Source organism: Microbacterium sp. SCN 71-21 (assembly GCF_001725695.1).
GTDB classification, from domain to species: Bacteria; Actinomycetota; Actinomycetes; order Actinomycetales; family Microbacteriaceae; genus Microbacterium; species Microbacterium ginsengisoli.
Map to the genome: position 1 here is coordinate 14,084 of NZ_MEGA01000032.1, position 23,452 is coordinate 37,535.

23 protein-coding genes and 1 pseudogene are annotated in these 23,452 nt (G+C 70.7%); 17 read left to right on the plus strand and 7 right to left on the minus strand.

From position 1 onward, the window contains the following. The first annotated feature begins 3 nt into the window (after window positions 1-3). Complete coding sequence (locus tag ABT08_RS06615; RefSeq protein ID WP_288114308.1) at window positions 4-1,431, plus strand: CCA tRNA nucleotidyltransferase; 1,428 nt, start codon at window positions 4-6, stop codon at window positions 1,429-1,431. Window positions 1,432-1,449: 18 nt separating this feature from the next. On the opposite strand, the gene ABT08_RS06620 is transcribed toward ABT08_RS06615, so the two are convergent. Then, window positions 1,450-2,091 (minus strand): FMN-dependent NADH-azoreductase, encoded by a 642-nt coding sequence (locus ABT08_RS06620; protein WP_045247892.1) that lies wholly within the window; start codon window positions 2,089-2,091, stop codon window positions 1,450-1,452. 76 nt (window positions 2,092-2,167) lie between these two features. Here ABT08_RS06620 and ABT08_RS06625 point away from each other — a divergent pair, with 76 nt between their 5' ends. The 11 genes and pseudogenes from ABT08_RS06625 (at window position 2,168) to ABT08_RS06665 (ending at window position 11,505) form a co-directional block, all read left to right on the plus strand. After that, window positions 2,168-2,503 (plus strand): winged helix-turn-helix transcriptional regulator, encoded by a 336-nt coding sequence (locus tag ABT08_RS06625; protein WP_045247891.1) that lies wholly within the window; start codon window positions 2,168-2,170, stop codon window positions 2,501-2,503. Between the two features lie 109 nt (window positions 2,504-2,612). Beyond that, window positions 2,613-3,941: a GAF domain-containing protein gene (locus tag ABT08_RS06630; protein ID WP_288114310.1), complete on the plus strand. Its 1,329-nt coding sequence runs from the start codon at window positions 2,613-2,615 to the stop codon at window positions 3,939-3,941. Window positions 3,942-4,043: 102 nt separating this feature from the next. Beyond that, window positions 4,044-5,591, plus strand: coding sequence for an acetaldehyde dehydrogenase ExaC (gene exaC, locus ABT08_RS06635; protein WP_056206124.1), 1,548 nt, complete (start codon window positions 4,044-4,046; stop codon window positions 5,589-5,591). Between the two features lie 129 nt (window positions 5,592-5,720). Then, window positions 5,721-6,116: a DUF779 domain-containing protein gene (locus ABT08_RS06640; protein WP_056206123.1), complete on the plus strand. Its 396-nt coding sequence runs from the start codon at window positions 5,721-5,723 to the stop codon at window positions 6,114-6,116. Between the two features lie 58 nt (window positions 6,117-6,174). After that, window positions 6,175-7,620: an adenosylhomocysteinase gene (locus ABT08_RS06645; RefSeq protein ID WP_056519588.1), complete on the plus strand. Its 1,446-nt coding sequence runs from the start codon at window positions 6,175-6,177 to the stop codon at window positions 7,618-7,620. Then, a complete protein-coding gene (locus ABT08_RS13175; protein ID WP_327037325.1) occupies window positions 7,617-7,889 on the plus strand; it encodes an amidohydrolase family protein in 273 nt (90 codons plus the stop codon). The genes ABT08_RS06645 and ABT08_RS13175 overlap by 4 nt, the downstream gene beginning before the upstream one ends. Before the next feature lie 75 nt (window positions 7,890-7,964). Further along, a pseudogene (locus ABT08_RS13180) lies at window positions 7,965-8,447 on the plus strand (amidohydrolase family protein); the annotation flags it as partial. Between the two features lie 67 nt (window positions 8,448-8,514). After that, on the plus strand, window positions 8,515-8,904 hold the full coding sequence (locus tag ABT08_RS13185) for an amidohydrolase family protein (protein ID WP_353743280.1): 390 nt from the start codon (window positions 8,515-8,517) through the stop codon (window positions 8,902-8,904). 125 nt (window positions 8,905-9,029) lie between these two features. Beyond that, entirely contained in the window at window positions 9,030-9,896 is an 867-nt protein-coding gene (locus tag ABT08_RS06655; RefSeq protein WP_327037324.1) for an ABC transporter substrate-binding protein, read from the plus strand. Continuing rightward, complete coding sequence (locus ABT08_RS06660; RefSeq protein ID WP_056206294.1) at window positions 9,893-10,765, plus strand: amino acid ABC transporter permease; 873 nt, start codon at window positions 9,893-9,895, stop codon at window positions 10,763-10,765. The genes ABT08_RS06655 and ABT08_RS06660 overlap by 4 nt, the downstream gene beginning before the upstream one ends. Beyond that, window positions 10,762-11,505: an amino acid ABC transporter ATP-binding protein gene (locus tag ABT08_RS06665; protein ID WP_200930811.1), complete on the plus strand. Its 744-nt coding sequence runs from the start codon at window positions 10,762-10,764 to the stop codon at window positions 11,503-11,505. The genes ABT08_RS06660 and ABT08_RS06665 overlap by 4 nt, the downstream gene beginning before the upstream one ends. Before the next feature lie 5 nt (window positions 11,506-11,510). Here ABT08_RS06665 and ABT08_RS06670 read toward each other — a convergent pair whose 3' ends face one another. From ABT08_RS06670 to ABT08_RS06685, 4 genes are all read right to left on the minus strand, one after another. Further along, the gene (locus tag ABT08_RS06670) at window positions 11,511-12,125 is read right to left on the minus strand and encodes a response regulator transcription factor (RefSeq protein ID WP_056206121.1); all 615 of its coding nucleotides are present in this window, start codon (window positions 12,123-12,125) and stop codon (window positions 11,511-11,513) included. Beyond that, complete coding sequence (locus tag ABT08_RS06675; RefSeq protein ID WP_056206290.1) at window positions 12,122-13,282, minus strand: sensor histidine kinase; 1,161 nt, start codon at window positions 13,280-13,282, stop codon at window positions 12,122-12,124. The genes ABT08_RS06670 and ABT08_RS06675 overlap by 4 nt, the downstream gene beginning before the upstream one ends. Before the next feature lie 62 nt (window positions 13,283-13,344). Continuing rightward, a complete protein-coding gene (locus tag ABT08_RS06680; RefSeq protein WP_056519585.1) occupies window positions 13,345-14,160 on the minus strand; it encodes an ABC transporter permease in 816 nt (271 codons plus the stop codon). Further along, window positions 14,157-15,113 carry an ABC transporter ATP-binding protein gene (locus ABT08_RS06685; protein WP_045248007.1) on the minus strand — a complete coding sequence of 319 codons (957 nt, stop codon included), beginning with the start codon at window positions 15,111-15,113 and terminating at the stop codon, window positions 14,157-14,159. The genes ABT08_RS06680 and ABT08_RS06685 overlap by 4 nt, the downstream gene beginning before the upstream one ends. A 204-nt stretch (window positions 15,114-15,317) precedes the next feature. Between ABT08_RS06685 and ABT08_RS06690 the strand changes: the two genes are divergently transcribed. The 5 genes from ABT08_RS06690 (at window position 15,318) to ABT08_RS06710 (ending at window position 21,402) form a co-directional block, all read left to right on the plus strand. Continuing rightward, window positions 15,318-16,943, plus strand: a complete 1,626-nt coding sequence (locus ABT08_RS06690; protein WP_045247884.1) for an ABC transporter substrate-binding protein — start codon at window positions 15,318-15,320, stop codon at window positions 16,941-16,943. Between the two features lie 71 nt (window positions 16,944-17,014). Next, window positions 17,015-18,088, plus strand: coding sequence for an ABC transporter permease (locus tag ABT08_RS06695; protein ID WP_045247883.1), 1,074 nt, complete (start codon window positions 17,015-17,017; stop codon window positions 18,086-18,088). Next, on the plus strand, window positions 18,088-19,059 hold the full coding sequence (locus ABT08_RS06700) for an ABC transporter permease (RefSeq protein WP_288114312.1): 972 nt from the start codon (window positions 18,088-18,090) through the stop codon (window positions 19,057-19,059). The genes ABT08_RS06695 and ABT08_RS06700 overlap by 1 nt, the downstream gene beginning before the upstream one ends. Further along, complete coding sequence (locus tag ABT08_RS06705) at window positions 19,056-20,738, plus strand: dipeptide ABC transporter ATP-binding protein (protein ID WP_288114313.1); 1,683 nt, start codon at window positions 19,056-19,058, stop codon at window positions 20,736-20,738. The genes ABT08_RS06700 and ABT08_RS06705 overlap by 4 nt, the downstream gene beginning before the upstream one ends. A gap of 4 nt (window positions 20,739-20,742) precedes the next feature. Then, entirely contained in the window at window positions 20,743-21,402 is a 660-nt protein-coding gene (locus ABT08_RS06710) for a TMEM175 family protein (protein WP_056206116.1), read from the plus strand. On the opposite strand, the gene ABT08_RS06715 is transcribed toward ABT08_RS06710, so the two are convergent. After that, window positions 21,392-22,522, minus strand: coding sequence for a hypothetical protein (locus ABT08_RS06715; RefSeq protein WP_288114314.1), 1,131 nt, complete (start codon window positions 22,520-22,522; stop codon window positions 21,392-21,394). The two genes, ABT08_RS06710 and ABT08_RS06715, sit on opposite strands and share 11 nt — an antisense overlap. Next, window positions 22,519-23,445 carry a hypothetical protein gene (locus ABT08_RS06720; RefSeq protein WP_288114315.1) on the minus strand — a complete coding sequence of 309 codons (927 nt, stop codon included), beginning with the start codon at window positions 23,443-23,445 and terminating at the stop codon, window positions 22,519-22,521. Before ABT08_RS06720 ends, ABT08_RS06715 begins: the two co-directional genes overlap by 4 nt. Window positions 23,446-23,452 lie beyond the last annotated feature (7 nt).

The following is a 23,452-nucleotide window of genomic DNA, read 5'->3' on the forward strand; positions in this document are numbered from 1 at the left end:
GGCATGCTCAACATGGCCGACGGTGTCGCGCGCCTGGCCGCACTCGCCGCGTCACCGGTCGTGGTCCGCGTCGCCGACGCGTTCGCCGCCGCAGGGTTCGAGCTGGCGATCGTGGGCGGCCCGGTGCGCGATGCGCTGATTGGCCGCCCGACGCACGACCTCGACTTCGCCACGAACGCGCGGCCCGATGACATCCTGCGGATCGTCACGCCGATCTCCACCGCCCAGTGGGACATCGGGCGGGCGTTCGGCACGATCGGCGCGCGCGTACAGGGCGAGCAGGTCGAGATCACGACGTACCGCGCCGACAGCTACGACGGGGCGACCCGCAAGCCCGTGGTCGCCTTCGGCGACGTGCTCGACGACGACCTCGTGCGCCGCGACTTTACGGTCAACGCGATGGCGCTGCGCGTGCCCGAGCGGGCGCTCGTCGACCCCTCGGGGGGTGTGGAGGACCTGGTCGCGGGCGTGCTGCGCACCCCGATCGACCCGCGGGTGAGCTTCGGCGACGATCCGCTGCGGATGCTGCGCGCCGCCCGGTTCTCCTCGCAGCTGGGCTTCGCCGTCGCCCCCGAGACGAGCGAGGCGATCGCCGGGCTCACGGCGACGTTGGCGATCGTGAGCCCCGAGCGCGTGCAGGGCGAGCTCGTTCGGCTGTTGGCGTCGGACGATCCCGTGCGGGGCATCCGTCTGCTGGTCGAGACCGGTCTGCTCGCGGAGTTCCTGCCGGAGGTGCCGGCGTTGCGCCTCGAGGTCGACGAGCACCACCACCACAAGGATGTCTACGAGCACTCGCTGACGGTGCTGCGGCAGGCGATCGCACTCGAACGGTCGCGGCATCCCGATGCCGAGCCCGATGTGCCGCTGCGGCTCGCCGCCCTGCTGCACGACATCGGCAAGCCCGCCACGCGCCGGCTCGAGCCGGGCGGCGGGGTCACCTTCCACCACCACGACGTGAAGGGCGCCCGCCTTGCGCGCGCCCGCCTTCGCGACCTGCGCTTCGATAGCGACACGATGACGGTGGTGGCGCGGCTCATCGAGCTGCACCTGCGCTTCTTCGGCTACGCCGAGGGGGCATGGACGGACTCGGCCGTGCGCCGGTACGTGCGCGATGCGGGCGAAGAGCTCGAGCGTCTGCATATCCTCACCCGCGCCGACGTGACGACCCGCAACAAGCGCAAGGCGGCGCGGCTGGCGGCGGCGTACGACGACATCGAGGCGCGCATCTCCCAGCTCGCGGCGCAGGAGGAGCTCGACGCGATCCGGCCCGAGCTCGACGGCAACCGCATCCAGGAGGTGCTGGGCATCGGCCCCGGCCGTGAGGTCGGCGAGGCCTACCGCTACCTGCTGGAGGTGCGTCTCGACGAGGGCGTCATCGGTGCGGATGCCGCGGAGCAGCGCCTTCTCGAGTGGTGGGCCGCCCGGTCGTAGGGCGACCCACCACGGCGGTCACGCGGCGCTGGCGATGTCGCGGCCGTGGGCGCGCGCGGACTCCTCGGCCTGCTGCTTGAGGTCGGCGGCGAGGTCGCTGAAGGCGTCGAGCGCCGGGTTCACGCCGACGAGGGTGAACGGACGCATCACGACGCGCAGGTCGAGCCCCCAGACATCCGCGAAGACGCGCTCGAGCCACCCGGTGGAGTGGTCCCAGCCCTCCTTCGGCGTGCCTTCGCCGTAGTTGCCGCCGAGCACGGTCGCGAGTACGGCGGGCTTGCCCTGCAGAGCGGTGCCCTGCGGGTCGATGCGGGGATCGGTGTAGGCCAGGTCGAACCAGGTCTTCACGTGCTGCGAGACGCCGAAGTTGTACAGCGGCACGGTGAACAGCAGGGCGTCGGCCGAGATGAGCTCGTCGGCGAGACGGGTGGCGAGGGCGACGGCCTCGACCTGCTCAGGACTGCGGTCGGCCTCGGGGGTGAACTTCGCGGTGACCGCGGCGGGCCAGGCGGTCGCGGGAATGGGCGCCGTGGCGAGATCCCGGCGCACGACGCCGCGATCGGGGTGCGCGGCGGTCCACTCCGCCTCGACGATGTCTCCGAGCGCACGGCTCGCAGAGGTGGCGGGGAGGATGCTGGCATCCAGACGGAACAGCGACATGACACTCCGATCATTCTCGTAGTCGCTATGGAAATTAGAGCGACTTTCCGGAGTGTAGCACCGCTACCATGGGGGCATGGCCGAGGACCACGACACCCACGCGTGCGACGCGGCGGTGTCGCTCGCGTTCTCGATCCTCGGCAAGCGCTGGAACGGCATGATCCTGAGCGTGCTCGGGGCGGGACCGACGTCGTTCGTCGCGATCCGCCGGGCCATCGGCGTCAGCGACGCCATGCTCTCCGACCGGTTGGGCGAGCTCGCCGAGGCGGGACTCGTGAGCCGTTCCGTCGAACCCGGCCCGCCCGTCACCGTCAGCTACGCGCTCACCGAGGCGGGCACCCGCATCAGCCCGATCCTCGACGACCTCGGACGCTGGGCGAGCTCCTACCTCGTCGCCCCCGCGCGGCCATGAGCGTCGCGGGCGCCGCGAACCTGCGGGATTCCCACGAACCCTGCCGCGCGTCGCGCCCGATGTCTACACTGAGGGCGACCCCCGTTTCATCGTCGATCGGAGGGCGCGAATGACGTCCCCTTGGACCGAGGACCTGCCGGTCGTACCCGCGGCATCCCGTCTGATCATCGAGCGCGCGCACGAGGAGTTCGTGCGCGGCAACTCGGACGACGACCGCGTGCGGAACGTGCGCGGCATGGTGCGCGAGAGTTGGCGCCGCTCGCTCGACCGTCTCGTCGGCGTCGAAGACCTGCCGCCCATCGGCATCCCCGCCGACGAACTCGATCGGCTGCGGCACGAGCATCCCCTTGCGGGTGCGATCGACATGATCCGCACGCTCCTCATCCCCGGCGTCTCCGAGGATTCCGGCGTGGTCGTCGCCGTCGGCGATGCCGCCGGGAGACTGCTGTGGGTCGAGGGCGATCGACGTCTGCGACTGCGTGCGGGCGAGATGGGCTTCGTCGCCGGCGCCACGTGGTCGGAGGAGGCCATGGGCACCGCCGCTCCCGGCACCGCCCTCATGCTCGACCAGTCGGTGCAGATCCGCGGCGCCGAGCACTTCAACCGTCTCGTGCAGGGCTGGTCGTGCACGGCCGCGCCCGTGCACGACCCCGAGACGAGACGTCTACTCGGCGTCATCGACGTCACCGGCACCGACGTCGTCGTCACTCCTCAAGCCAAGCTCCTGGTCGACGCGACCGCGCGGGCCGTCGAGGGCGAACTGCTGCTCTCGCGCCTGCGAGCCCGCGCCGAGCAGCCCACCCGCACCCGCCGCTCTCGCACCCAGCCCGCGGTCACCGGCCGCACCACACTGCGGGTGCTCGGCCGCGACCGCGCGCTGCTCGAGACCGCCGCCGACCAGTCGGTCACGGTGTTCGAGCTCTCGGTGCGCCACGCCGAGATCATGCTCATGCTCGCCACCCACCGGCAGGGTCTGTCGGCCGAGCGGCTGAGCGAGCTCGTCTACGGCGACCCCGAGGCATCCGTGACGCTTCGGGCCGAGATCGTGCGCTTGCGCAAGGTGCTCGAGAAGTCTGCGCCGCATCTCGTGCCCGAGTCCCGTCCCTACCGGCTCGGCGGAGGGCTCGAGACCGACGCGCAGCAGCTGCTGTCGCTGCTCGACCGCGGCGCGCACCGTGTCGCGCTCTCGGCGTACCGCGGCGACGTGCTGCCCGAATCGACCGCACCCGGGGTCGAGGAGTTCCGCGACTCGGTGCGCACGGCGCTGCGCGAAGCGCTCATGAGCGAGGCGAGCGTCGACGTGCTGCTGGCCTTCGCCGACACCGAGACGGGGTCCGCCGACGGCGAGCTGTTGCGGCTGTGCCTCGAGATGCTGCCCGCCCGCTCGCCCAAGCGCGCGGGGCTCGTGGCGCGCATCGAGAAGCTCGAACAGGGCTGACCCGCGCCGCGCAACGTGATGCAACGTGGCGCGACCTAGCTTCGACGGCAACGAGGCGGCACCGACGCCGACCTCGGTTCATGACCCGTCGAAGGAGACACCATGACCATCGTCGAAGATGGCGTCTCGAGCGTCTACGCAGCCCCCGGACAGCGTGGCTCGATCGCCGACTACCGCCCCCGCTACGGCCACTACATCGGCGGCGAGTGGGTAGAGCCCGTCAAGGGCCAGTACTTCGAGAACATCTCGCCGGTCAACGGCAAGCCGTTCACCGAGGTCGCGCGCGGCACCAGCGAGGACATCGATCGCGCGGTGGATGCCGCGTGGAAGGCGTTCGAGAGCTGGAAGAAGACCAGCACCACCGAGCGCGCCAACCTGCTCAACAAGATCGCCGACCGCATCGAGCAGAACCTCGAGAAGATCGCCGTCGCCGAGACCTGGGACAACGGCAAACCGGTGCGCGAGACGCTCGCCGCCGACATCCCGCTGACCGTCGACCACTTCCGCTACTTCGCCGGCGTGCTGCGGGCCCAGGAGGGCGGCATCAGCCAGATCGACGAGAACACGGTCGCGTACCACTTCCACGAGCCGCTGGGCGTGGTCGCGCAGATCATCCCGTGGAACTTCCCGATCCTCATGGCAGCGTGGAAGCTCGCCCCCGCGCTCGCCGCCGGCAACTGCGTGGTCATCAAGCCCGCCGAGCAGACCCCGGCGTCGCTGCTGTTCCTGTTCGAGATCATCGGCGACCTCATCCCCGCCGGTGTCGTCAACATCGTCAACGGCTTCGGCATCGAGGCGGGCGCGCCGCTCGCGCAGCACAAGCGCATCCGCAAGGTCGCCTTCACGGGTGAGACCACCACGGGCCGCCTGATCATGCAGTACGCGTCGCAGCACCTCATCCCGGTCACGCTCGAGCTCGGAGGCAAGAGCCCGAACCTGTTCTTCGAGGACGTCGCCACCCGTGACGACAGCTTCTACGACAAGGCGCTCGAGGGCTTCACGCTGTTCGCCCTGAACCAGGGCGAGGTCTGCACCTGCCCGTCGCGCGCGCTCATCCAGCGCTCGATCTACGACCAGTTCCTCGGTGACGGCCTGCAGCGCGTCAGCAAGATCATCCAGGGCAACCCGCTCGACCCGAACACCATGATCGGTGCGCAGGCGTCGAACGACCAGCTCGAGAAGATCCTGTCCTACATCCAGATCGGCCAGGAGGGCGGCGCGAAGCTGCTCACCGGTGGTGAGCGCGTCGACCTCGGCGGCGACCTGTCGGGCGGCTTCTACGTGGCGCCGACCGTGTTCGAGGGCACCAACGACATGCGGATCTTCCAGGAGGAGATCTTCGGTCCGGTCGTCTCGGTCACCTCGTTCGACGACTTCGACGACGCCATCTCGATCGCCAACGACACGCTGTACGGCCTGGGCGCCGGTGTCTGGAGCCGCAACATCGACACCGCCTACCGTGCCGGTCGCGCCATCGAGGCCGGTCGCGTCTGGACGAACACCTACCACCAGTACCCGGCTCACGCCGCCTTCGGTGGCTACAAGCAGTCGGGCATCGGACGCGAGAACCACGCTCAGATGCTCGACCACTACCAGCAGACCAAGAACCTCCTGGTCAGCTACGCGGAAGGGGCCATGGGCTTCTTCTAAGCCGATGGATGCGGGGCTCCCCACTCCTCCGGGAGCCCCGCGGATCCGTCGCCCGCCGTCGTCCCGGTCTTCCCTCCGGGCGGCGGCGGGCGCACACTCGGAGGACACGATCTCGGAGAGGAGATCACGATGGTCCGTATCGGCACCTATCACCGCGTCGATGTGACGGATGCCGCGGCATCCCTGCTGCGGCAGCTGACCGAGCAGCACGGCCCGCTGATGTTCCACCAGTCCGGCGGCTGCTGCGACGGCAGCGCACCCATGTGCTACCCGATCGGGATGTTCATGACCGGTCCGAGCGACGTGAAGCTCGGCGACCTTGATGTCCCGGGCCTCGAGCCGATCGAGGTCTTCATGTCGGAGAGCCAGTTCGAGTACTGGAAGTACACCCATCTGACGATCGACGTCGTGCCCGGCCGTGGCGCCGGCTTCAGCGTGGAGGGCCCGACGGGGATGCGCTTCCTCATCCGGTCGCGCATGCTCAACGACGCCGAGCTCGAGTACTTCGGGTTGACGACGTCGTGACGAACGCTTCGTGACGCCCGGTTCCGGGCGCGGCGGGCCCCGACCCTAGGCTGGGGCGGTGGACGAGACCGCCCGGGCCGAGCGTATCGTGCGCGCCGTCGCCCTCCGCACGAACGCGCTCCTCGCGGCACGGTCGGTGCACGTCGTCGAGGGTGGGGCGTCGCTCTCCGCCGAGGTGAGACGCCTCATTCGCGCGCTCGGCGCGAGGGATGCCGCCGGCTCCGCCGCCCTCACCCTCCGTCTCGACCTCCTCTCCCCGCACAGCGACCCGCACGAGCTCGTCGTCGAGCTCGACGGCGAGCCGCTCGTCGACGCGGTCGACGCCGACGCCCGCATCGACCGCGCCGCACGACTCATGACCGTCTCGGCGGGGGTCGCCGAGGGGCTCGACCTGCGGGGCCTGCGCGTCGCGGTGGCGATGATGCTCGAGCCGAAGACCGCCCGACTCGCGCTGCTGCTGCGCGCCGCGGGCGCCGAGGTCGGCGTGTACGCGCACCCGGACGAGACCGATGCGGATGTCGCGGCCGCCCTGCGCGCGCGGGGGCTGCTCGTGGTGGCGGACACGACGCTGTCGGGTGTCGCGGAACGGGCCGCCGCCGAGGGCTTCCTGCGGAGGGGGTGGGACGTGCTGCTCGACGACGGTGCCCACCTCATCCGTCTCGCGCACGAGCTCGAGCCGTCGCTCGTCGAGGGATGGATCGGTGCCTGCGAGGAGACGACGAGCGGGCTCGCGCCGCTGCGGGCGATGGCCGACGCAGGGCTGCTGCGCTCCGCGGTGATGGCGGTCAACGACGCGCGCACGAAGACCTGGTTCGACAACCGTTACGGCACCGCGCAGTCGTGCGTGTTCGCGGTCGCCGACCTGCTCGACGTGGTGGGGCGTACGGTGCGGGACCAGCCCGCGGTCGTGGTCGGGTACGGCCCGGTCGGCGAGGGCGTCGCGGCGGTGCTGCGCGCGCTCGGCGCCGACGTGGCGGTCGCCGAGGTCGACCCGGTGCGGGCGCTTCGCGCGCTCCACGACGGGTTCGAGGTGGCTCCTCTTGCTGAGCGGGCGGCGGGCGCTCTGGTGGTCTCGGCCACCGGTCGTGCCGGCACGGTGCCCCGCGCGATCGCCGAGAGCTCTGCCGTCGTCGCCGTGGCCGGCGGGGTGCCCGGCGAGGTCGACGACCTCCCGGGAGCGGAGCCCGTCGCGCCGGGCATCGACCGGCTCCCGGGAGGCGCGCTGCTGCTGGGTGGCGGCGGTGCGGTGAACATCACGGCCGCCGAGGGCAACCCGATCGAGATCATGGACCTCTCCTTCGCCGTGCAGCTCGCCGCGCTCGGCGAGCTCCTCGCGACGCGCCCCGCGCCGGGCGTTCACGCCGTGTCCGCGACCGTCGACGACCTCATCGCGCGCGCGGCGCTCGCCGCCCGCGGTGTGAGCGTCGACGCCCCCGACGTGGGTGTCGCGAGGGCCGCCGACGGGTGGCGCTCGCCGCGCTTCGCGCACCGGAGCGGGACGTGACATCCGTCGTTTTCTACACGGCCGACCTGGTCGTGCCCGTGACAGCGCCGCCGATCCGGCACGGCGCAGTGGCGGTCTCGCAGGGACGCATCCGGCACGTCGGCGACCGTGCCTGGGTGCGTGCACAGCTCGAAGGCCGCGGGGACGAGGTGCGCGAGGTGCGCTGGCCGGGCGTGCTGCTGCCCGGCCTCGTCAACGCCCACACCCACCTGCAGTACTCCGGCATGGCCGAGGTCGGGCGGGGCCGCTACCGCGGCTTCGACGACTGAGCGGCCGCGTTCGACCGCCTCTACGCGCACCCGCACGACTGGGCGGCCGCCGCGGCATCCGGAGCCGGCGACCTGCTGGCGCACGGCGTGACCGCCGCCGCCGACATCGTGACGGATGCCGCGGCCGCCACAGCGCTGCACGACGCCGGGCTGCACGGCATCACCTACTGGGAGGTGATGAGCTGGACCAACGACGAGTGGGCGCGCATCGGCCGACACGAGGTCGAACGCGCGCTCGACGCGCTCCCGACCCCACCCGGCACCGGCCTCTCTCCGCACGCGCCGTACTCGCTCGACGTCGAGCCGCTGCAGGAGATCCCCGACATCGTGCGCGAGCGGGGCGGGCGCATCCACCTGCACCTCGGCGAGGCCGCGTTCGAGCGCGAGGGCGACCACGTGCCCGGAGACCCGTGGCACGAGCGGCGACTCGGCAGCTTCCGCGAGCTGCGCGGCGAGGGCATCGGGGTGGGGGCGGCGGAGTTCGTCGACCAGCTCGGCGTGCTCGGCCCCGACTGCCACATCGCCCACGGCGTCTACATGACCGCTCGTGATCGCGCCCTGCTGCGTGCGCGGGGCACGGCGGTCGCGCTCTGCCCCCGCTCGAACGCCGTGATCCGCCTATCTCGTGGAGGGCAACGCGATCGCCGTCGGCACCGACTCGCTGTCGTCGTCGCCGTCGCTCGACCCGTGGGCCGACGTCGCCGCACTGCACCGCATCGCGCGCGGGCAGGGCTATGCGAACCGCGACCTCTCCGCACGGCTCGTGCGGGCGGCGACCCTCGGCGGCGCCCACGCGATGGGCATCGACACCGGGCCCGACCGCACCGGATACCTCGCCGTCGGGGCGCTCGCCGACCTCGCCTTCCTCGACGTCCCCGTCGGAGCGGTGGACGACACGCTCGAGCACCTCGCGACGGCCGGGGAAGGCACGGCCGCCGCGACCGTGGTCGCTGGTCGCGTCCGCTTCGCATCCGACCGGTTCACCGCCGAGACGGGCGTGCGCATCCCGGTGTGACCGCGTGTGTCACCTGACCGCGGGCGATGTGCGAGGCGTGGATAGGCTGTGCGCGATCGCCCGAGCACGGACCACAGCACCCGCTGGCGGTGACCACCCGCTATCCCGCACCTGAGGAGAACCCTGTGATCACGCGCGCTCGCGTCCGCCGCACCGCCGCCGTCGCCGCTCTGGCGGCCGCCACCGTCCTGTCGCTCGCCGCCTGCGCGTTCGCCGGCTCGTCGTCGGGCACCGCCACCAGCGCCGGCCCGAGCGCCGCCGCCCTCGACACGCTCACTGCGGGCAAGCTCACCATCGCCACCGGCCAGCCGGCGTACTCGCCGTGGGTCGAGAACGACGACCCGGCGAGCAAGAAGGGCTTCGAGGCGGCCGTGGCCTACGCCGTCGCCGAGAAGCTCGGCTTCACCGACAGCGACGTCGTCTGGGTGCGCTCGACCTTCGACAGCGCCATCGCGCCCGGTGCGAAGGACTGGGACCTCAACATCCAGCAGTTCTCGGTCACCGACGAGCGCAAGAAGGCCGTCGACTTCTCGTCGCCGTACTACACGACGACGCAGGCCGTCGTGACCACCGGCTCGTCGAAGGCGGCCTCGGCCACCTCGATCGCCGACCTCAAGACCGACGTCATCGGCGTCGCGAGCGGCACTACCAGCTACCGGGTCGCGGCCGAGAAGCTCGGCACCGACAACCTTCGTGTGTTCAACTCGAACGACGACGCCGTGCTCGCCCTGAAGTCCGGCCAGATCGACGCTCTCGTCGTCGACCTGCCGACCGCGTTCTACCTGGCCGGGGCCGAGCTCGACAACGGCAAGGTCATCGGCCAGTTCGACGACACCACCGGCGGCGATCAGCTCGCGTTCGTGCTGCCCAAGGGATCGCCGCTGACCACCGCCGTCACCGCCGCGGTCGACGCACTCCAGGCCGACGGCACGCTCGCGGCGCTGCAGAAGCAGTGGCTCGCCGACGCCGTCAACGCGCCGGTGCTGAACTGACCTCGTCACCAGCCTCCACGGCGCCGGACTGGCAGCCGAGCGAGCTCGAGCTCGCCCGGCGGGCGGTCCGGCGCCGTTCCACCGTGCGCTCGGTGGTCATCGCGCTCGTCAGCAGCGTGGTGGTCGTCGCGGCCCTCGCCGTCGCGGTGGTCACCAGCCCCGGCTGGGAGAGCGTGCGGTCGAGCTTCTTCGATCTGGATGTCGCCATCTCGGCGTTCCCGTCGGTGATCGCCGGTCTGTGGGTCAACATCCAGGTGCTGTTCGTCGCGGCCGCCGCCGTGGCGGTGTTCGGCACCGGACTGGCCGTGCTCCGGTCGCTGCGTGGTCCGGTCTTCTTCCCGCTGCGGGCACTCGCCGCCGGATACACCGACCTGTTCCGCGGCATGCCGCTGCTGATCGTGCTCTACCTGGTGGGCTTCGGTATCCCCGCGCTCGGGTTCTTCGGACGGGTGCCGGTCGTGCTGTGGGGAACCATCGCCATCGTGCTCACGTACTCCGCATATGTCGCCGAGGTGCTGCGTGCGGGCATGGAGGCGGTGCATCCGTCTCAGCGGGTCGCCGCGCGCTCGCTCGGCCTCACCCACGGACAGACCCTGCGCATCGTCGTCATCCCGCAGGGCGTGCGCAACGTCGTGCCCGCGCTCATGAACGACTTCGTCTCGATGCAGAAGGACGTCGGCCTCATCTCGGTGCTCGGCGCCGTCGACGCTGTGCGTGCCGCGCAGATCGAGGTCGCGAACACGTACAACTTCACGCCCTACATTGTCGCGGGGCTGCTGTTCGTCGCGATGAGCCTGCCGATGATCCGCCTCACCGACTGGGTCTCCGCCCGCCTCACCCGCCGTCAGCAGAACGGGGGTGTCGTGTGAGCGCGCTCACCCTCACCGGCGTCCGCAAGCGGTTCGGCGACCACGATGTGCTGCGCGGGGTCGACCTCGTGATCGAGCCGCACGAGGTCGTCGTGCTGATCGGCGCGTCGGGCTCCGGCAAGTCGACGCTGCTGCGCACGATCAACCTCATCGAACGCGTCGACGACGGCCAGATCTTCCTGGGCGGGACCGACATCACCGACCCGGGCATCAACCCCGACCGGGTGCGCTCGCGCATCGGCGTGGTGTTCCAGCACTTCAACCTGTTCCCCCACCTGCGGGTCATCGACAACATCACGCTCGCGGCCCGGCGGGTGCACCGCCAGCGCCCGGCGGCCGCGCGCGCCCGCGCACTCGAGCTTCTCGAGACCCTCGGGCTCGCGCAGAAGGCGCGCGAGTTCCCCGATCGGCTCTCCGGCGGCCAGCAGCAGCGCGTCGCGATCGTACGGGCGATCCTGACCGACCCCGAGCTGCTGCTGCTCGACGAGATCACCAGCGCCCTCGACCCGCAACTGGTCGGCGAGGTGCTCGATCTCGTGCGTGACCTCAAGCGGCGCGGCTCGACGATCCTGATGGCGACCCACGAGATGGCGTTCGCCCGCGAGGTCGCCGACCGCATCGTCTTCATGCACGAGGGGCGCATCCTCGAGCAGGGCACCCCTGAGCAGGTGTTCGACGCTCCGGTGCACCCGGAGACGGCCGCATTCCTCGAACGCGAGGGCCGCTCGCGCGGAGCCTGACCCGGCTACAGCCAGCCGTTCTGCTCGGCGATGCGCGCCGCGTCGCCTCGGTTGCGGGCGCCGGTCTTGCCGATGGCCGACGACAGATGGTTGCGCACGGTGCCTTCGGACAGGTGCAGCATGCGCGCGATGTCCGCGACGCTGCCGCCGGTGCGCGCCCCCTCGAGAACGTCGCGTTCGCGCTCGGTGAGCGGCGAGTCGCCCTGCGCGAGCGAGTCGATCGCCAGCTGCGGGTCCACGACCCGCCCCCCTCGGGCGACCCGGCGCACCGCGTCGGCGAGCTGCGCGGCGGGGGTGTCCTTCACGACGAACCCGGATGCCCCCGCCTGCAGCGCGCGTGACAGGTAGCCGGGGCGACCGAAGGTCGTGACGATGAGCACGCGGCATCCGGGCGCCGTCTCGCGCAGCCGCGCGCACGCGGCGATGCCGTCGAGACCGGGCATCTCGATGTCGAGCAGGGCCACGGTCGCCGCCGCCGCGCGGACGGCGGCCTCGACCTCGTCGCCGCGGCCGACCTCGGCGACGACCTCGATGTCGGGCTCCAGCGAGAGCAGCGCCGAGAGCGCCCCGCGCACGAGGGCCTGGTCGTCGGCGATCAGCAGCCGGATGCCGTCGCTCACAGCTCGACCCGCACCGAGAACCCGCCGAGGTCGCTGCGACCGATGCGCAGGCGGGCGCCGGCGGCATCCGCTCTCTCCCGCAGCCCCGTGAGACCGGTGGACGCGGTGCCGGCCCCGGGCCCGACACCGTCGTCGGCGACCTCGACCACATCGTGCTCGAGCCGGATGCGGCAGCGCGACGCACCCGCGTGACGGATGACGTTCGTGACGCCTTCGCGCACGACCCACCCCGCGAGCTCACGATGTGCCGGGTCGATCGCATCGGTGGATGCGGACGCGTCGAGCTCGATCCCGGCCGCCCGCAGCGCCGCCCGGGCGGCGGCGAGCTCCGCGCTCACGTTCACCTCGCGGAAGCCGCTCACCGCGGCGCGCACGTCGGCCAGGGCGCCGCGGGCAAGCGCCTCGACCTCGCCGATCTCGACGCCCGCCCGCTGCGGGTCGGCGTCGATGAGGCGTCCGGCGAGCTCGGCCTTCACGGTGATGACCGTGAGCGAGTGCCCGAGGATGTCGTGGATGTCGCGCGCCACCCGGCTGCGCTCCCGGTCGGCGGCGAGCACCTCGACCTGGGCCTGCGTCCTGCGCAGCTGGCCGAGCGTGGCGAGGGTGCGTGCGAAGGCGGCCATCATGAGCGAGATCGACACGATGATCGCGGAGTTCAGCACGGCGTCCGCCGGGTCGACGCCGGTCGCGACTGCGATGCCGAAGGCGAGCAGGCCGAGCGCGACGATGGCGATCCAGGTGAACCGCCAGCCGATGACGCTCACGCCCAGCACCACGCCCACGAACGTCCAGGTGGCGCGCACATCCCACCCGAGCCAGGGCATCAGTGCGAAAGACAGCGCGAACAGGCCCAGCACGATCCAGATGCGCCCGCGGCGCGGAGTGGCCCACGCGGTCGGGGCGGCGATCAGGAACGCGGCGGCGAAGAGCAGCACCAGAGTGCTGCCGAGCACCTGCTGCCACAGCTGCGGGGCGCTGAGAACCCCCGGCAGCACGACGAACAGCCACGGCAACGCGATCGCGCCGCCCACGTACCACCCCCGTACGGAGGGAGTCGCCAGCGTCGCACGCCATCCGGCGAGCGAGGCGCGCTCGCCGTCGGCGAGCACCGGCCAGCCCATGCCGCGCACACGATCGGGCGCCTCCGTCTGACTCACATCCCACACGATAGGCCGCGAGGCGGCATCCGCACCCGGACGCCGCCCCGCGGACATCGCGCTCACGCCCGCTTCGTGTCGCGACGGAAGAACACCACCGTGCCGGCGACGAAGATCGCAAGCCACGCGATCGCGTTGACGAGCGCGCCGAGGTCGAAGGCGTCGCCCGTGAGCGGTGCGCGCGCGATCTGGCTGATGCCGTACACGGGGGTGAACTTCGCGATCGTCTGCAGGAAGTCCGGCATGCTCGACAGCGGGTAGAACAGACCTCCGAGGAACGAGAGCAGCACGATCACGAGGCTCGTGATCTGCGCGGCGTTCTCACCGGGGACCATGTAGCCGACCATCAGTCCGAGGGTCGTGAAGACGGCGCCGGCGAGCAGCCACGCCGCGAGACCCGTGACGATCCACTGCACGGGGCTCAGCTGCACACCCGAGAACCCGGCCACGACATACGTGGCCACGATCGCGATGAACCCGAACAGCATGCCGGCGATGATCTTGATGATGACGTTTACCAGGGGGTTGAGCGGCGTGAGCAGCAGCTGCCGGCTCCATCCCTGTGCGCGCTCGAGGGCGACCGATGCGCCGGTCTGCGTGGCCGACATCATGGCACCGTACATCGCCATCGACACCATGATGTAGGCCGCGACGGAGACACCGCCGGCCGACAGGGGCACATCGGTGAGCGGGGTGTCCTTCAGGCGATAGCCGACGATCATGTACATCAGCACCGGGAAGGCGACGGTGAAGATCAGCGACCGGCGGTTGCGCAGCTTCCGCGTGAGCTCGATGCCGAGATAGGTGAAGGTGAAGCCGCCGAGCGGCGGCACTCGCCGGTCGAGGTTGACGGGGGCGGGGGCGGGGGTGCTGGTCATCGCGTGCTCTTCTCGGTGTCGTCGTTGCCGGTGAGCGCGAGGAAGACGCTCTCGAGGTTCTGCGCCGAGATCTCGAGGTCTCGCGCGGGGGTGGCGGTCAGGAGATGCCGGGCCACCGAGTCGGAGTCGCGGGTGCGGATCGCGATGCGCTCGCCCTGCACCGAGACATCCTCGGCGCCGGCGATCGCCGCGAGCGCGACCGGGTCCGCGCCGGGCAGGGTGGCGTGCACGACGCGGCCGGCGACCAGGTTCTTGATCTCCGCCGTCGTGCCGTCGGCGACGATGCGGCCGTGGCTCATCAGCACGATGCGGTCGGCGTACTCGTCGGCCTCGTCGAGGTAGTGCGTGGCGAACAGCACGGTGCGGCCGCGGGCGGCGTCCGCGCGGATCGCCTGCCAGAACGAGCGGCGACCCTCGACATCCATTCCCGTCGTCGGCTCGTCGAGGATCAGCAGCCCCGGGTCGCTGAGCAGCGCCATCGCGAACCTCAGCCGCTGCTGCTGACCGCCCGAGCACACCCCCACCTTGCGGTCGGCGATCGACGAGATGCCGGCGCGCTGCAGCACCTCGTCGATGGGCCGGGTGTCGCTGAACAGGCTCGCCGTGAGCCGCAGCGTCTCGCGCACGGTGAGGTCCTTGAGCAGGCCGCCGGTCTGCAGCACAGCGGAGATGAGACCGTGGGAGATCGCCGACCGGGGACTGCGCCCGAACACCTCGATCTCACCCGCGTCGGGGTGCGCGAGCCCCAGGATCATATCGATCGTGGTGGTCTTGCCGGCCCCGTTCGGGCCGAGGAACGCGACGATCTCGCCCTGCGCGACGGTGAGGTCGACGCCGCGCACGGCCTGGACCTTGCCGAACGACTTCACGAGGCCGCGAGCGCGGATCGCCGTGTGACCGGAGCCGCCGGAGCGAGCGGATGCCGCGTCTGCGGCGGGTGCGGATGAGCTCATGCTCAGAGCCTCCCGCAGGGCGATCCGCTGCACCAGAGCCGGTCGTCACGACCCGAATGTGACATTCGTCACGCCCATAGCACGCGTTTCGATCTTGTGAAAAGTCGTTCCACAGGCTTTGTCCCCGCTGAGAACGGGTCCAAGATATCGGGATGCGGTCCGTCGCCAGGCGGCCGTCTCTTTCACAGCTGGAGTCACATCACCATGACACTTTCCCCCCGCACGCGTGGCCGCCTCGGCCTCGTCGTGGCCGCGGTCGGCGCCTCCGCGCTGCTGCTGGCCGGTTGCTCGGGCAGCAGCTCCTCCTCGAGCTCGGGCTCGAGCGAGCCGCTGCTGATCGGCACGACAGACAAGATCACCTCGATCGACCCGGCCGGTTCGTACGACAACGGCTCGTTTGCCGTGATGAACCAGGTCTACCCGTTCCTGCTCAACAGCAAGTACGGCACGTCGGAGGTCACCCCCGACATCGCGACCTCGGCCGAGTACACCTCGCCCACCGAGTACACGGTGAAGCTCAAGCCGGGTCTGAAGTTCGCGAACGGCCACGACCTCACCTCCTCGGACGTGAAGTTCTCCTTCGACCGTCAGGTCGCGATCAACGACCCCAACGGCCCGGCATCTCTGCTCGGCAACCTCGACTCGGTCGCCACCCCCGATGACACGACCGTCGTGTTCACGCTGAAGGCGCCCAACGACCAGACGTGGCCGCAGATCCTCTCGAGCCCGGCGGCGCCGATCGTCGACGAGCAGGTGTTCTCGGCGACCGCCGTCACCCCTGACGACACGATCGTCGCGGGCAACGCGTTCGCGGGCCAGTACACGATCGACTCGTACAAGAAGAACGAGCTGATCGACTACAAGCCCTACGCCGGTTACCAGGGCGAGCTGGGCGCGGCCGCCAACGGCGGCGTCACGGTCAAGTACTACGCCGACTCGTCGAACCTGAAGCTGGATGTCTCCAACAACGCGATCGACGTCGCGTTCCGCAGCCTCACCGCCACCGACATCGCCGACCTGAAGTCGAACAACAAGGTGCAGGTCGTCGACGGCCCCGGCGGCGAGATCCGCTACATCGTCTTCAACTTCAACACCCAGCCCTACGGTGCGACGACCGCGGAGGCCGACCCGGCCAAGGCGCTCGCCGTGCGCCAGGCCGCGGCATCCCTCGTCGACCGCGCCGCCATCTCGCAGAACGTCTACAAGGGCACCTACACCCCCCTGTACTCCTACGTTCCGCAGGGCCTCGCCGGCGCCACCGAGTCGCTGAAGTCGCTGTACGGCGACGGCAACGGCGGCCCGAGCCTCGACAAGGCGAAGCAGATCCTCGAGGCCGCCGGCGTCACCACGCCCGTCACCCTCAACCTGCAGTACAACGGCGACCACTACGGCCCCTCGTCAGGTGACGAGTACGCCGCGGTCAAGAGCCAGCTCGAGAACGGCGGCCTGTTCACCGTCAACCTCGCGCAGACCGAGTGGGTGCAGTACTCCAAGGACCGCGTCGCCGACGTGTACCCGGCATACCAGCTCGGCTGGTTCCCGGACTACTCCGACGCCGACAACTACCTGACGCCGTTCTTCTCGAAGGACAACTTCCTGAAGAACCACTACGACAACGCCGAGGTGCAGGACCTGATCACGAAGCAGGCCTCCGACACCGACGCCGCGTCGCGCGCGACCGAGCTCGGCAAGATCCAGGACCTCGTGGCCCAGGACCTGTCGACCCTGCCGCTGCTGCAGGGCACGCAGACCGCGGTCGTCGGCTCCGACGTCCAGGGCGCGACGCTCGACGGTTCGTTCAAGTTCCGTTACGCGCCGCTGCACAAGTAAGCGTCGTCCAGCGCCGTGGGCCGGGGGTCTCCCCCCGGCCCACGGCGCGATCCACGTAAGGTCGTTCCCCCATGGTCACTGCCGCCGTCGATCCGGCCGCACTCGCCCCCGCCGTCTCCAAGGGCGGCGGGCTCTGGCGCTACATCCTCGTGCGGCTGCTGCTGGTCATCCCCACCGTCTTCATCCTGGTCACCGTCGTCTTCGTGCTGATGCGTCTGACCGGCGACCCCATCACCGCCGCTCTCGGCGGACGCCTCCCTCCCGATCAGCTGCAGCAGCGCATCCACGAGGCCGGCTACGACCGACCCCTCTGGGCGCAGTACCTCGACTACCTCGGCGGCATCCTGCGCGGTGACTTCGGCACCACGATCACCGACCGCCGACCCGTGCTCGACGTGCTGCTGCAGTACGGCTCGGCGACCCTCGAGCTCGCGTTCTACGCGCTCATCGTCGCGTTCCTCATCGGCATCCCGTTCGGACTGGTCGCCGCCTACACGCGCGACCGCTGGCCGGACGCCACCCTGCGCGTCGGGGCGATCCTCGGCTACGCGACCCCCATCTTCTTCGTCGGACTGCTGCTCAAGCTCGTCTTCTCGGTGTGGCTCGGCGTGCTCCCCACGAACGGCCGCGCCTCCACCCGCACCGAGCTGCTGCTCGGCAACCTCGACCACCCCAGCGGCATCTACCTGATCGACGCGATCCGACTCGGCAACGGCGCCGCGGTCGGCGACGTGCTGCTGCACGCGATCCTCCCCGGCGTCGCTCTCGGCATCCTGACCGCGGGCGTGTTCCTCAGGCTCGTGCGTACGAACGTGATCGGCACGCTCGGCGCGCAGTATGTGACATCCGCCCGCTCGCGAGGGGTGAGTGAGTTCCGCCTCGTCACCAAGCATGCGTACCGGCCCGCGCTGATCCCGATCATTACTGTCATCGGCCTGCAGATCGCGATGCTGCTGTCGGGGGCGGTGCTGACCGAGACGACGTTCGAGTGGAAGGGCATCGGCTTCATGCTCTCCGAGTATCTGAAGGCGCGTGACTTCGTCGCCGTGCAGGGGATCGTCGTCATGATCGCGGTCGTCGTGGCGCTGACCAACTTCGTGGTCGACGTCATCGCCGCTCTCATCGACCCGCGAGTGAGGTACTGATGTCCACGGATGCCTCCTCCCGCCCCGCTGCGGTCAGTGTTCGCACGCGTCCTCTCGCCGACCGCATCCCGGTGCTCTCGCACCTGCGCCGCAGCGTCGGGCTGCAGCGCGCGATGCTCGTCATCGGCGTCGTCATCGTCGCCGTGTTCGTGCTCGTCGCCGCCTTCGCGCCGCTCATCGCGCCGTACTCGTGGGCACAGCAGTCGGCGAACGGTGTCGACTTCGCGACCCAGCAGCCACCCAGTGCCGCCCACATCTGGGGCACGACCGTCAGCGGCTTCGACGTGTTCTCGCGAGTGATCTGGGGCGCGCAGACGGCGCTGTTCGCGATCCTCGCGGCGATCGTGTTCTCGCTGTTCATCGGTGTCGCCCTCGGCCTCCTGTCGGGCTACTTCGGCGGCTGGCTCGACCGGGTGCTCCTCGTGATCTGCGACGCGATCTACGCGTTCCCGTCGCTCCTGCTCGCGATCGTCATGTCGATCGTGATCAGCCGCGGGCAGTCGACGCTGGTCGGCGGCATCCTGGCGGCCGCGATCTCGATCACCGTCGTCTTCGTGCCGCAGTACTTCCGCGTGGTGCGCGCCGAGGTCGTGCGGGTGAAGGCGGAGCCGTTCGTCGAGTCGGCGCGCGTCATCGGAGTGCCGCTCGGGCGCATCCTGGTGCGCCACGTGCTGCGCAACTCGACCCGCACGCTGCCGGTGGTCGTCACCCTCAACGCGTCCGAGGCGCTGCTCACCCTCGCGGGCCTCGGCTTCCTCGGGTTCGGCATCGAGGCGACGAAGGCCGCCGAGTGGGGCTATGACCTGAACCGGTCGGTCGCCGACGTGACGAGCGGGATCTGGTGGACCTCCATCTTCCCGGGCCTGGCGATCGTGCTCGTGGTGCTCGGCATCACGCTCGTCGGCGAGAGCCTCAACGACCTGAGCGATCCGCGACTGCGTACCCGCCGTCGCGCGGGAGGTGCCGCATGAGCGACGTCGCAGACATCCGAGACCTCACGGTCACCTTCGCGACCGACGGCGCACCCGTCACCGCGGTGTCGGGCATCTCGCTCGCCGCGCACGCCGGCGAGGTGCTGGCGATCGTCGGTGAGTCCGGGTCGGGCAAGACGGTCACGGCGAACACGCTGCTGGGCCTGCTGCCCGAGACGGCGACGCTCTCGGGAGCCGTGATCATCCGTGGCGCCGACGGCGAGACCGATGTCGTGCACGCGACCCACGCGCAGCTGCGCGCGATGCGCGGGCGGGACGCGGCGATGGTGTTCCAGGAGCCCTCGACCGCGCTGAACCCCGTCTACACGGTGGGCTGGCAGATCGCGGAGGGCCTGCGCGCCCACCAGAAGATCAGCCGCGCCCAGGCGAAGGTGCGCGCGATCGAGATCCTGCGCACGGTCGGCATCCCCGACCCCGAGCGCCGCGTCGACGACTTCCCGCACCAGTTCTCGGGCGGTCAGAAGCAGCGCGTCGTGATCGCGATGGCGCTGGTGCTCAACGCGGGGCTGATCATCGCCGACGAGCCGACGACGGCGCTCGATGTCACCGTGCAGGCCGAGATCCTCGAGCTGCTGCGCACCTGCCGCGACGAGTTCGGGGCGACGATCGTGCTCATCACCCACAACATGGGCGTCGTCGCCGACCTCGCCGACCGCGTGATCGTGATGTACCGCGGCGACATCGTCGAGCAGGCGCCCGTGCGCGAGCTGTTCGCGTCGCCGCGCGAGCCGTACACGAAGGAGCTCCTCGCCGCCGTCCCGCGCGTGGGTGCGGGCAAGAGCCGCACGCAGGGGCAGGATGCCGCGGCATCCGCCCCGACCGAGGCGCCCGCCGACGCGGTGGTCGTCGCGAGAGCGGCCGAGATCGGCTACCCGGGACGCTTCGGTCGCGGCGGGGTCGTGGCCGTCAAGGTCGTCGACTTCTGGGTCGCGCCAGGCGAGGTCGTCGGCCTCGTGGGCGAGTCGGGGTCGGGCAAGACCACGATCGGGCGCGCCCTCGTCGGTCTCACGGAGGTCATGGGCGGGTCGCTGACCGTGCTCGGCACCGAGATGCGCGGCGCCACGAACCGGCGGCTCGCGCCGCTGCGACCCGAGATCGGGTTCGTGTTCCAGGACCCGGCGACGAGCTTCAACCCGTTGCTGACGATCGCCGAGTGCATCGCCGAGCCGCTCATCGTGCACGGCCGCGCCCGGTCGCCGCGAGCGGCGCGCGCCCGCGTCGACGAGCTGCTCGACGCGGTGCGCCTGCCGACCGCGTTCGGCGACCGGTTCCCGCATGAGCTCTCCGGCGGTCAGCGCCAGCGCGCGTCGCTCGCGCGGGCGCTGGCTCTGCAGCCGACGCTGCTCATCGCCGACGAACCCACCAGCGCGCTCGATGTGTCAGTGCAGGCGACCGTGTTGGAGCTGTTCGCGCAGCTGCAGCGGGAGCTGGGGTTCGCGTCGCTGTTCATCAGCCACGATCTGGCGGTGATCGACGAGGTCGCCGACCGTATTGTGGTGCTCAGGCACGGCGTGATCCGCGAGCAGGGCACGACCGCTCAGGTGCTCGGCGCCCCGCGCGACGACTACACGAAGCGGCTGCTCGCCTCGCTCCCCGTGCCCGATCCGGTGGCGCAGGCCGCGCGCCGGCAGGAGTGGGAGCGCACGCGCGAGGGGTGACCGGGTGACCGACGACGAGGGCGACAGCCCGCACGCACCCGGGTATGCGGCGGAGCGGTTCACCGCGTTCTCCGACGCGGTGGTCGCCATCGCGATCACGCTGCTGATCCTGCCGCTCATGGAGAGCGTCGGCGACATCAGCTCGACCGAGGGCGGCACGTGGCGGTGGCTGGGCGACCACCACGACCAGTTGGTGTCGTTCGTGCTGAGCTTCGCGATCATCGCGATGTTCTGGGTGGGCAACCACCGACAGTTCTCCCGGGTGCAGCGGGTCGATGCCGCGGTCATCTGGCTGATGATGGCGTGGCTCGTGACGATCGTCTGGCTGCCGGTCGCAACCTCCATCACGGGGGCGGCGGGGTCCGGCGATCCGGTCGCGAAGTCGATCTACATGGGCAGCATGGTGGTCACGAGCCTGCTGTCGCTCTGCACACGCCTCTATCTGCGGCAGCATCCCGGTCTGCACGACACTCCCGAGAAGGCGCTGATCCGCGGCGTCGGCAACGATCTGTCGCTGGCCGTGCTGTTCTCGCTGGCGCTCGTGATCTCACTGCTGTTCCCCGCGATCGGCTACTACTCGCTGATCCTCATGGGTGCGAACGGCGTGCTCGAGCGCACGATCACGCGGGTCTTCCTCTCCCGCGATGGACGCGTCACGGGGTGACGAGCCGTCCGATCGCATCGCCGAACAGGCTCCACAGCCAGAACCCGATGAACACGACGGCCGCGATGCCGCCGAGCACCGACGCGCGGCGGCGGAGTCTCCGACCGGCGGGAGCCACGACGGGCGGCGGCGCGACGTGGGGGGTGGATGCCGCGGCATCCGATGGTGCGCCCTGTTCGCTCTGGACGCGCTCGTCGCGCCAGCGCGCCCACTGATCGAGCTTGGCCGTGAGGGCGCCGATGGTCGCGTCGAGCCACTGCCAGGTGGCGGGATCGAGGGTGACGAGGTCGCGTTCGGCGTAGAGGAACAGTCGGTCGTCGACGATCTCGACGTCGAGGGCGGCAGCGCTGTCGATGAAGCGCGCCATGATGTCGGGCGTGAACAGGTAGAGCGCGTCGCGCTCGTAGCCGGCGGGGCAGTACAGGCGGAAGTACCGGTCGAAGTCGCCCTCGAGCGACAGGTGCTGTGAGCGCGCGAAGTCCGCCGGCAGATTGGATGCCCCGAACATGCGGTTGTTGCCGACGGCGTCGAGCACGATGTTCGGCAACGGCACGTCGAGGCGCACGGCCACGTACCCCCACCGGTGCGTGGTGCGGTCCCGGTCCGAGCCGGTCTCGTACCGGTAGTTCGCGATCTCGATGTCGCGCCCGGACGCGGTGCGCACGAAATCCAGCGACTTCCGGTTCTCGCCGGTGTCGAAGATGACGCCCGGCAGGTTCGGGTCGTCGATGCGTGTCGTGTAGGTGAGACCGTTCGCGCGCGCGAAGGCGTCGAGCCGGTACGCGTGCACGGCGGCGCTGCGCCAGGTGCGCACGGCCGCCGAGACGAAGATCGCGAGCACTCCGACGACGGCGAGCACGAAGACGAGGGCGACGGGCGAGGCTCCGTCGCCCGTGGTGAGACCCACGATGACCGATCCCAGCACGCCGATGACGATGGGCACGATGACCGCCAGGGCGAACAGCGTCACGATGCCGGCGATGACGAACCCGACGACGCGTCCCGCGGTCATGCCTTTGTCGTGGGCCTTCCGGAACGCCCGCACCGCCGCCGGGTCGACCGGTGCGACGAGGGCACCCGTGTCGAGGGCGCCGGATGCCGCCCGCCCCAGTCCGTTCATCGGTTCACCTTGTCGGCGTCCCAGTCCAGGTGCGCGCCCTCGTCGATCGGCAGTGCCTCGATGCCCTCCGCCGCACAGACCGCATCGATGAGAGCGGGCGGGCCGCCGACGACCGTCGAGTCGAGGTCGACCTCGCTGACGGTCACCCACGCCTGGTCGGATGACCAGACGATGCTCGGCGACAGGGCGGAGGGCGCGAAGCCGTAGCTCTCCGCGATGCGATCACGCCAGGGCACGTCGAGAGGCCAGTCGTCTGCGCTCAGCTCGCCGATCGTGCCGCGAAACACGACGAAGCCCCGGTTCGGCAGCTTCAGTCGGGGTGCCGCGGAGATCTCGCGCGAGAGCACGGCGCCGCCCGCTGCCGCTGCCTGTCCGTCGGAGGAGAGGAACACCCGGCCGGTGCCGCTCGTGCTCTCGACGAGCGCGCCGTGTCCCTCCCACAGCGCGACGAAGATCTCGTCGGTGTCGCTGTGCGCTGCGAGCGTGCGGGCGAGGTGCGGCCATACCGCGGCATCCAGCTGACCCTGTTGAGGCGGGCGCACGCGCCATCCGTCGGCCGAGAGGAACTCGTCCGCCACGCTCGACTCCCACGTGTCGGTGGTCTGTCGCACGAGGGAGCCCCATTGCGCGAGAGGATGCCACGTCGTGCCGTGCATCGCCGCGGCCTCCGACCAGCTGACCGACCGGCGCTCCACGTCGTGCACCCCGTGGGCCATGAAGGCGTCCCACGCACGGAGATGTCGGGCGTACGGAAGTGGGGGCCACTGTCCGGCCATCGGGCGATCGGCGTCCGTCGGGTGGAACACTCGCGCGTAGCTCGGGAATCCGCGCGGGACGACGTCGTGCATGCTGCCGCGCCACGGATCGTCGATGCGCTCGACCAGCCACCGACCGGCGTCGGCCCCGTCCCCCACCCACTCCATGCCGACA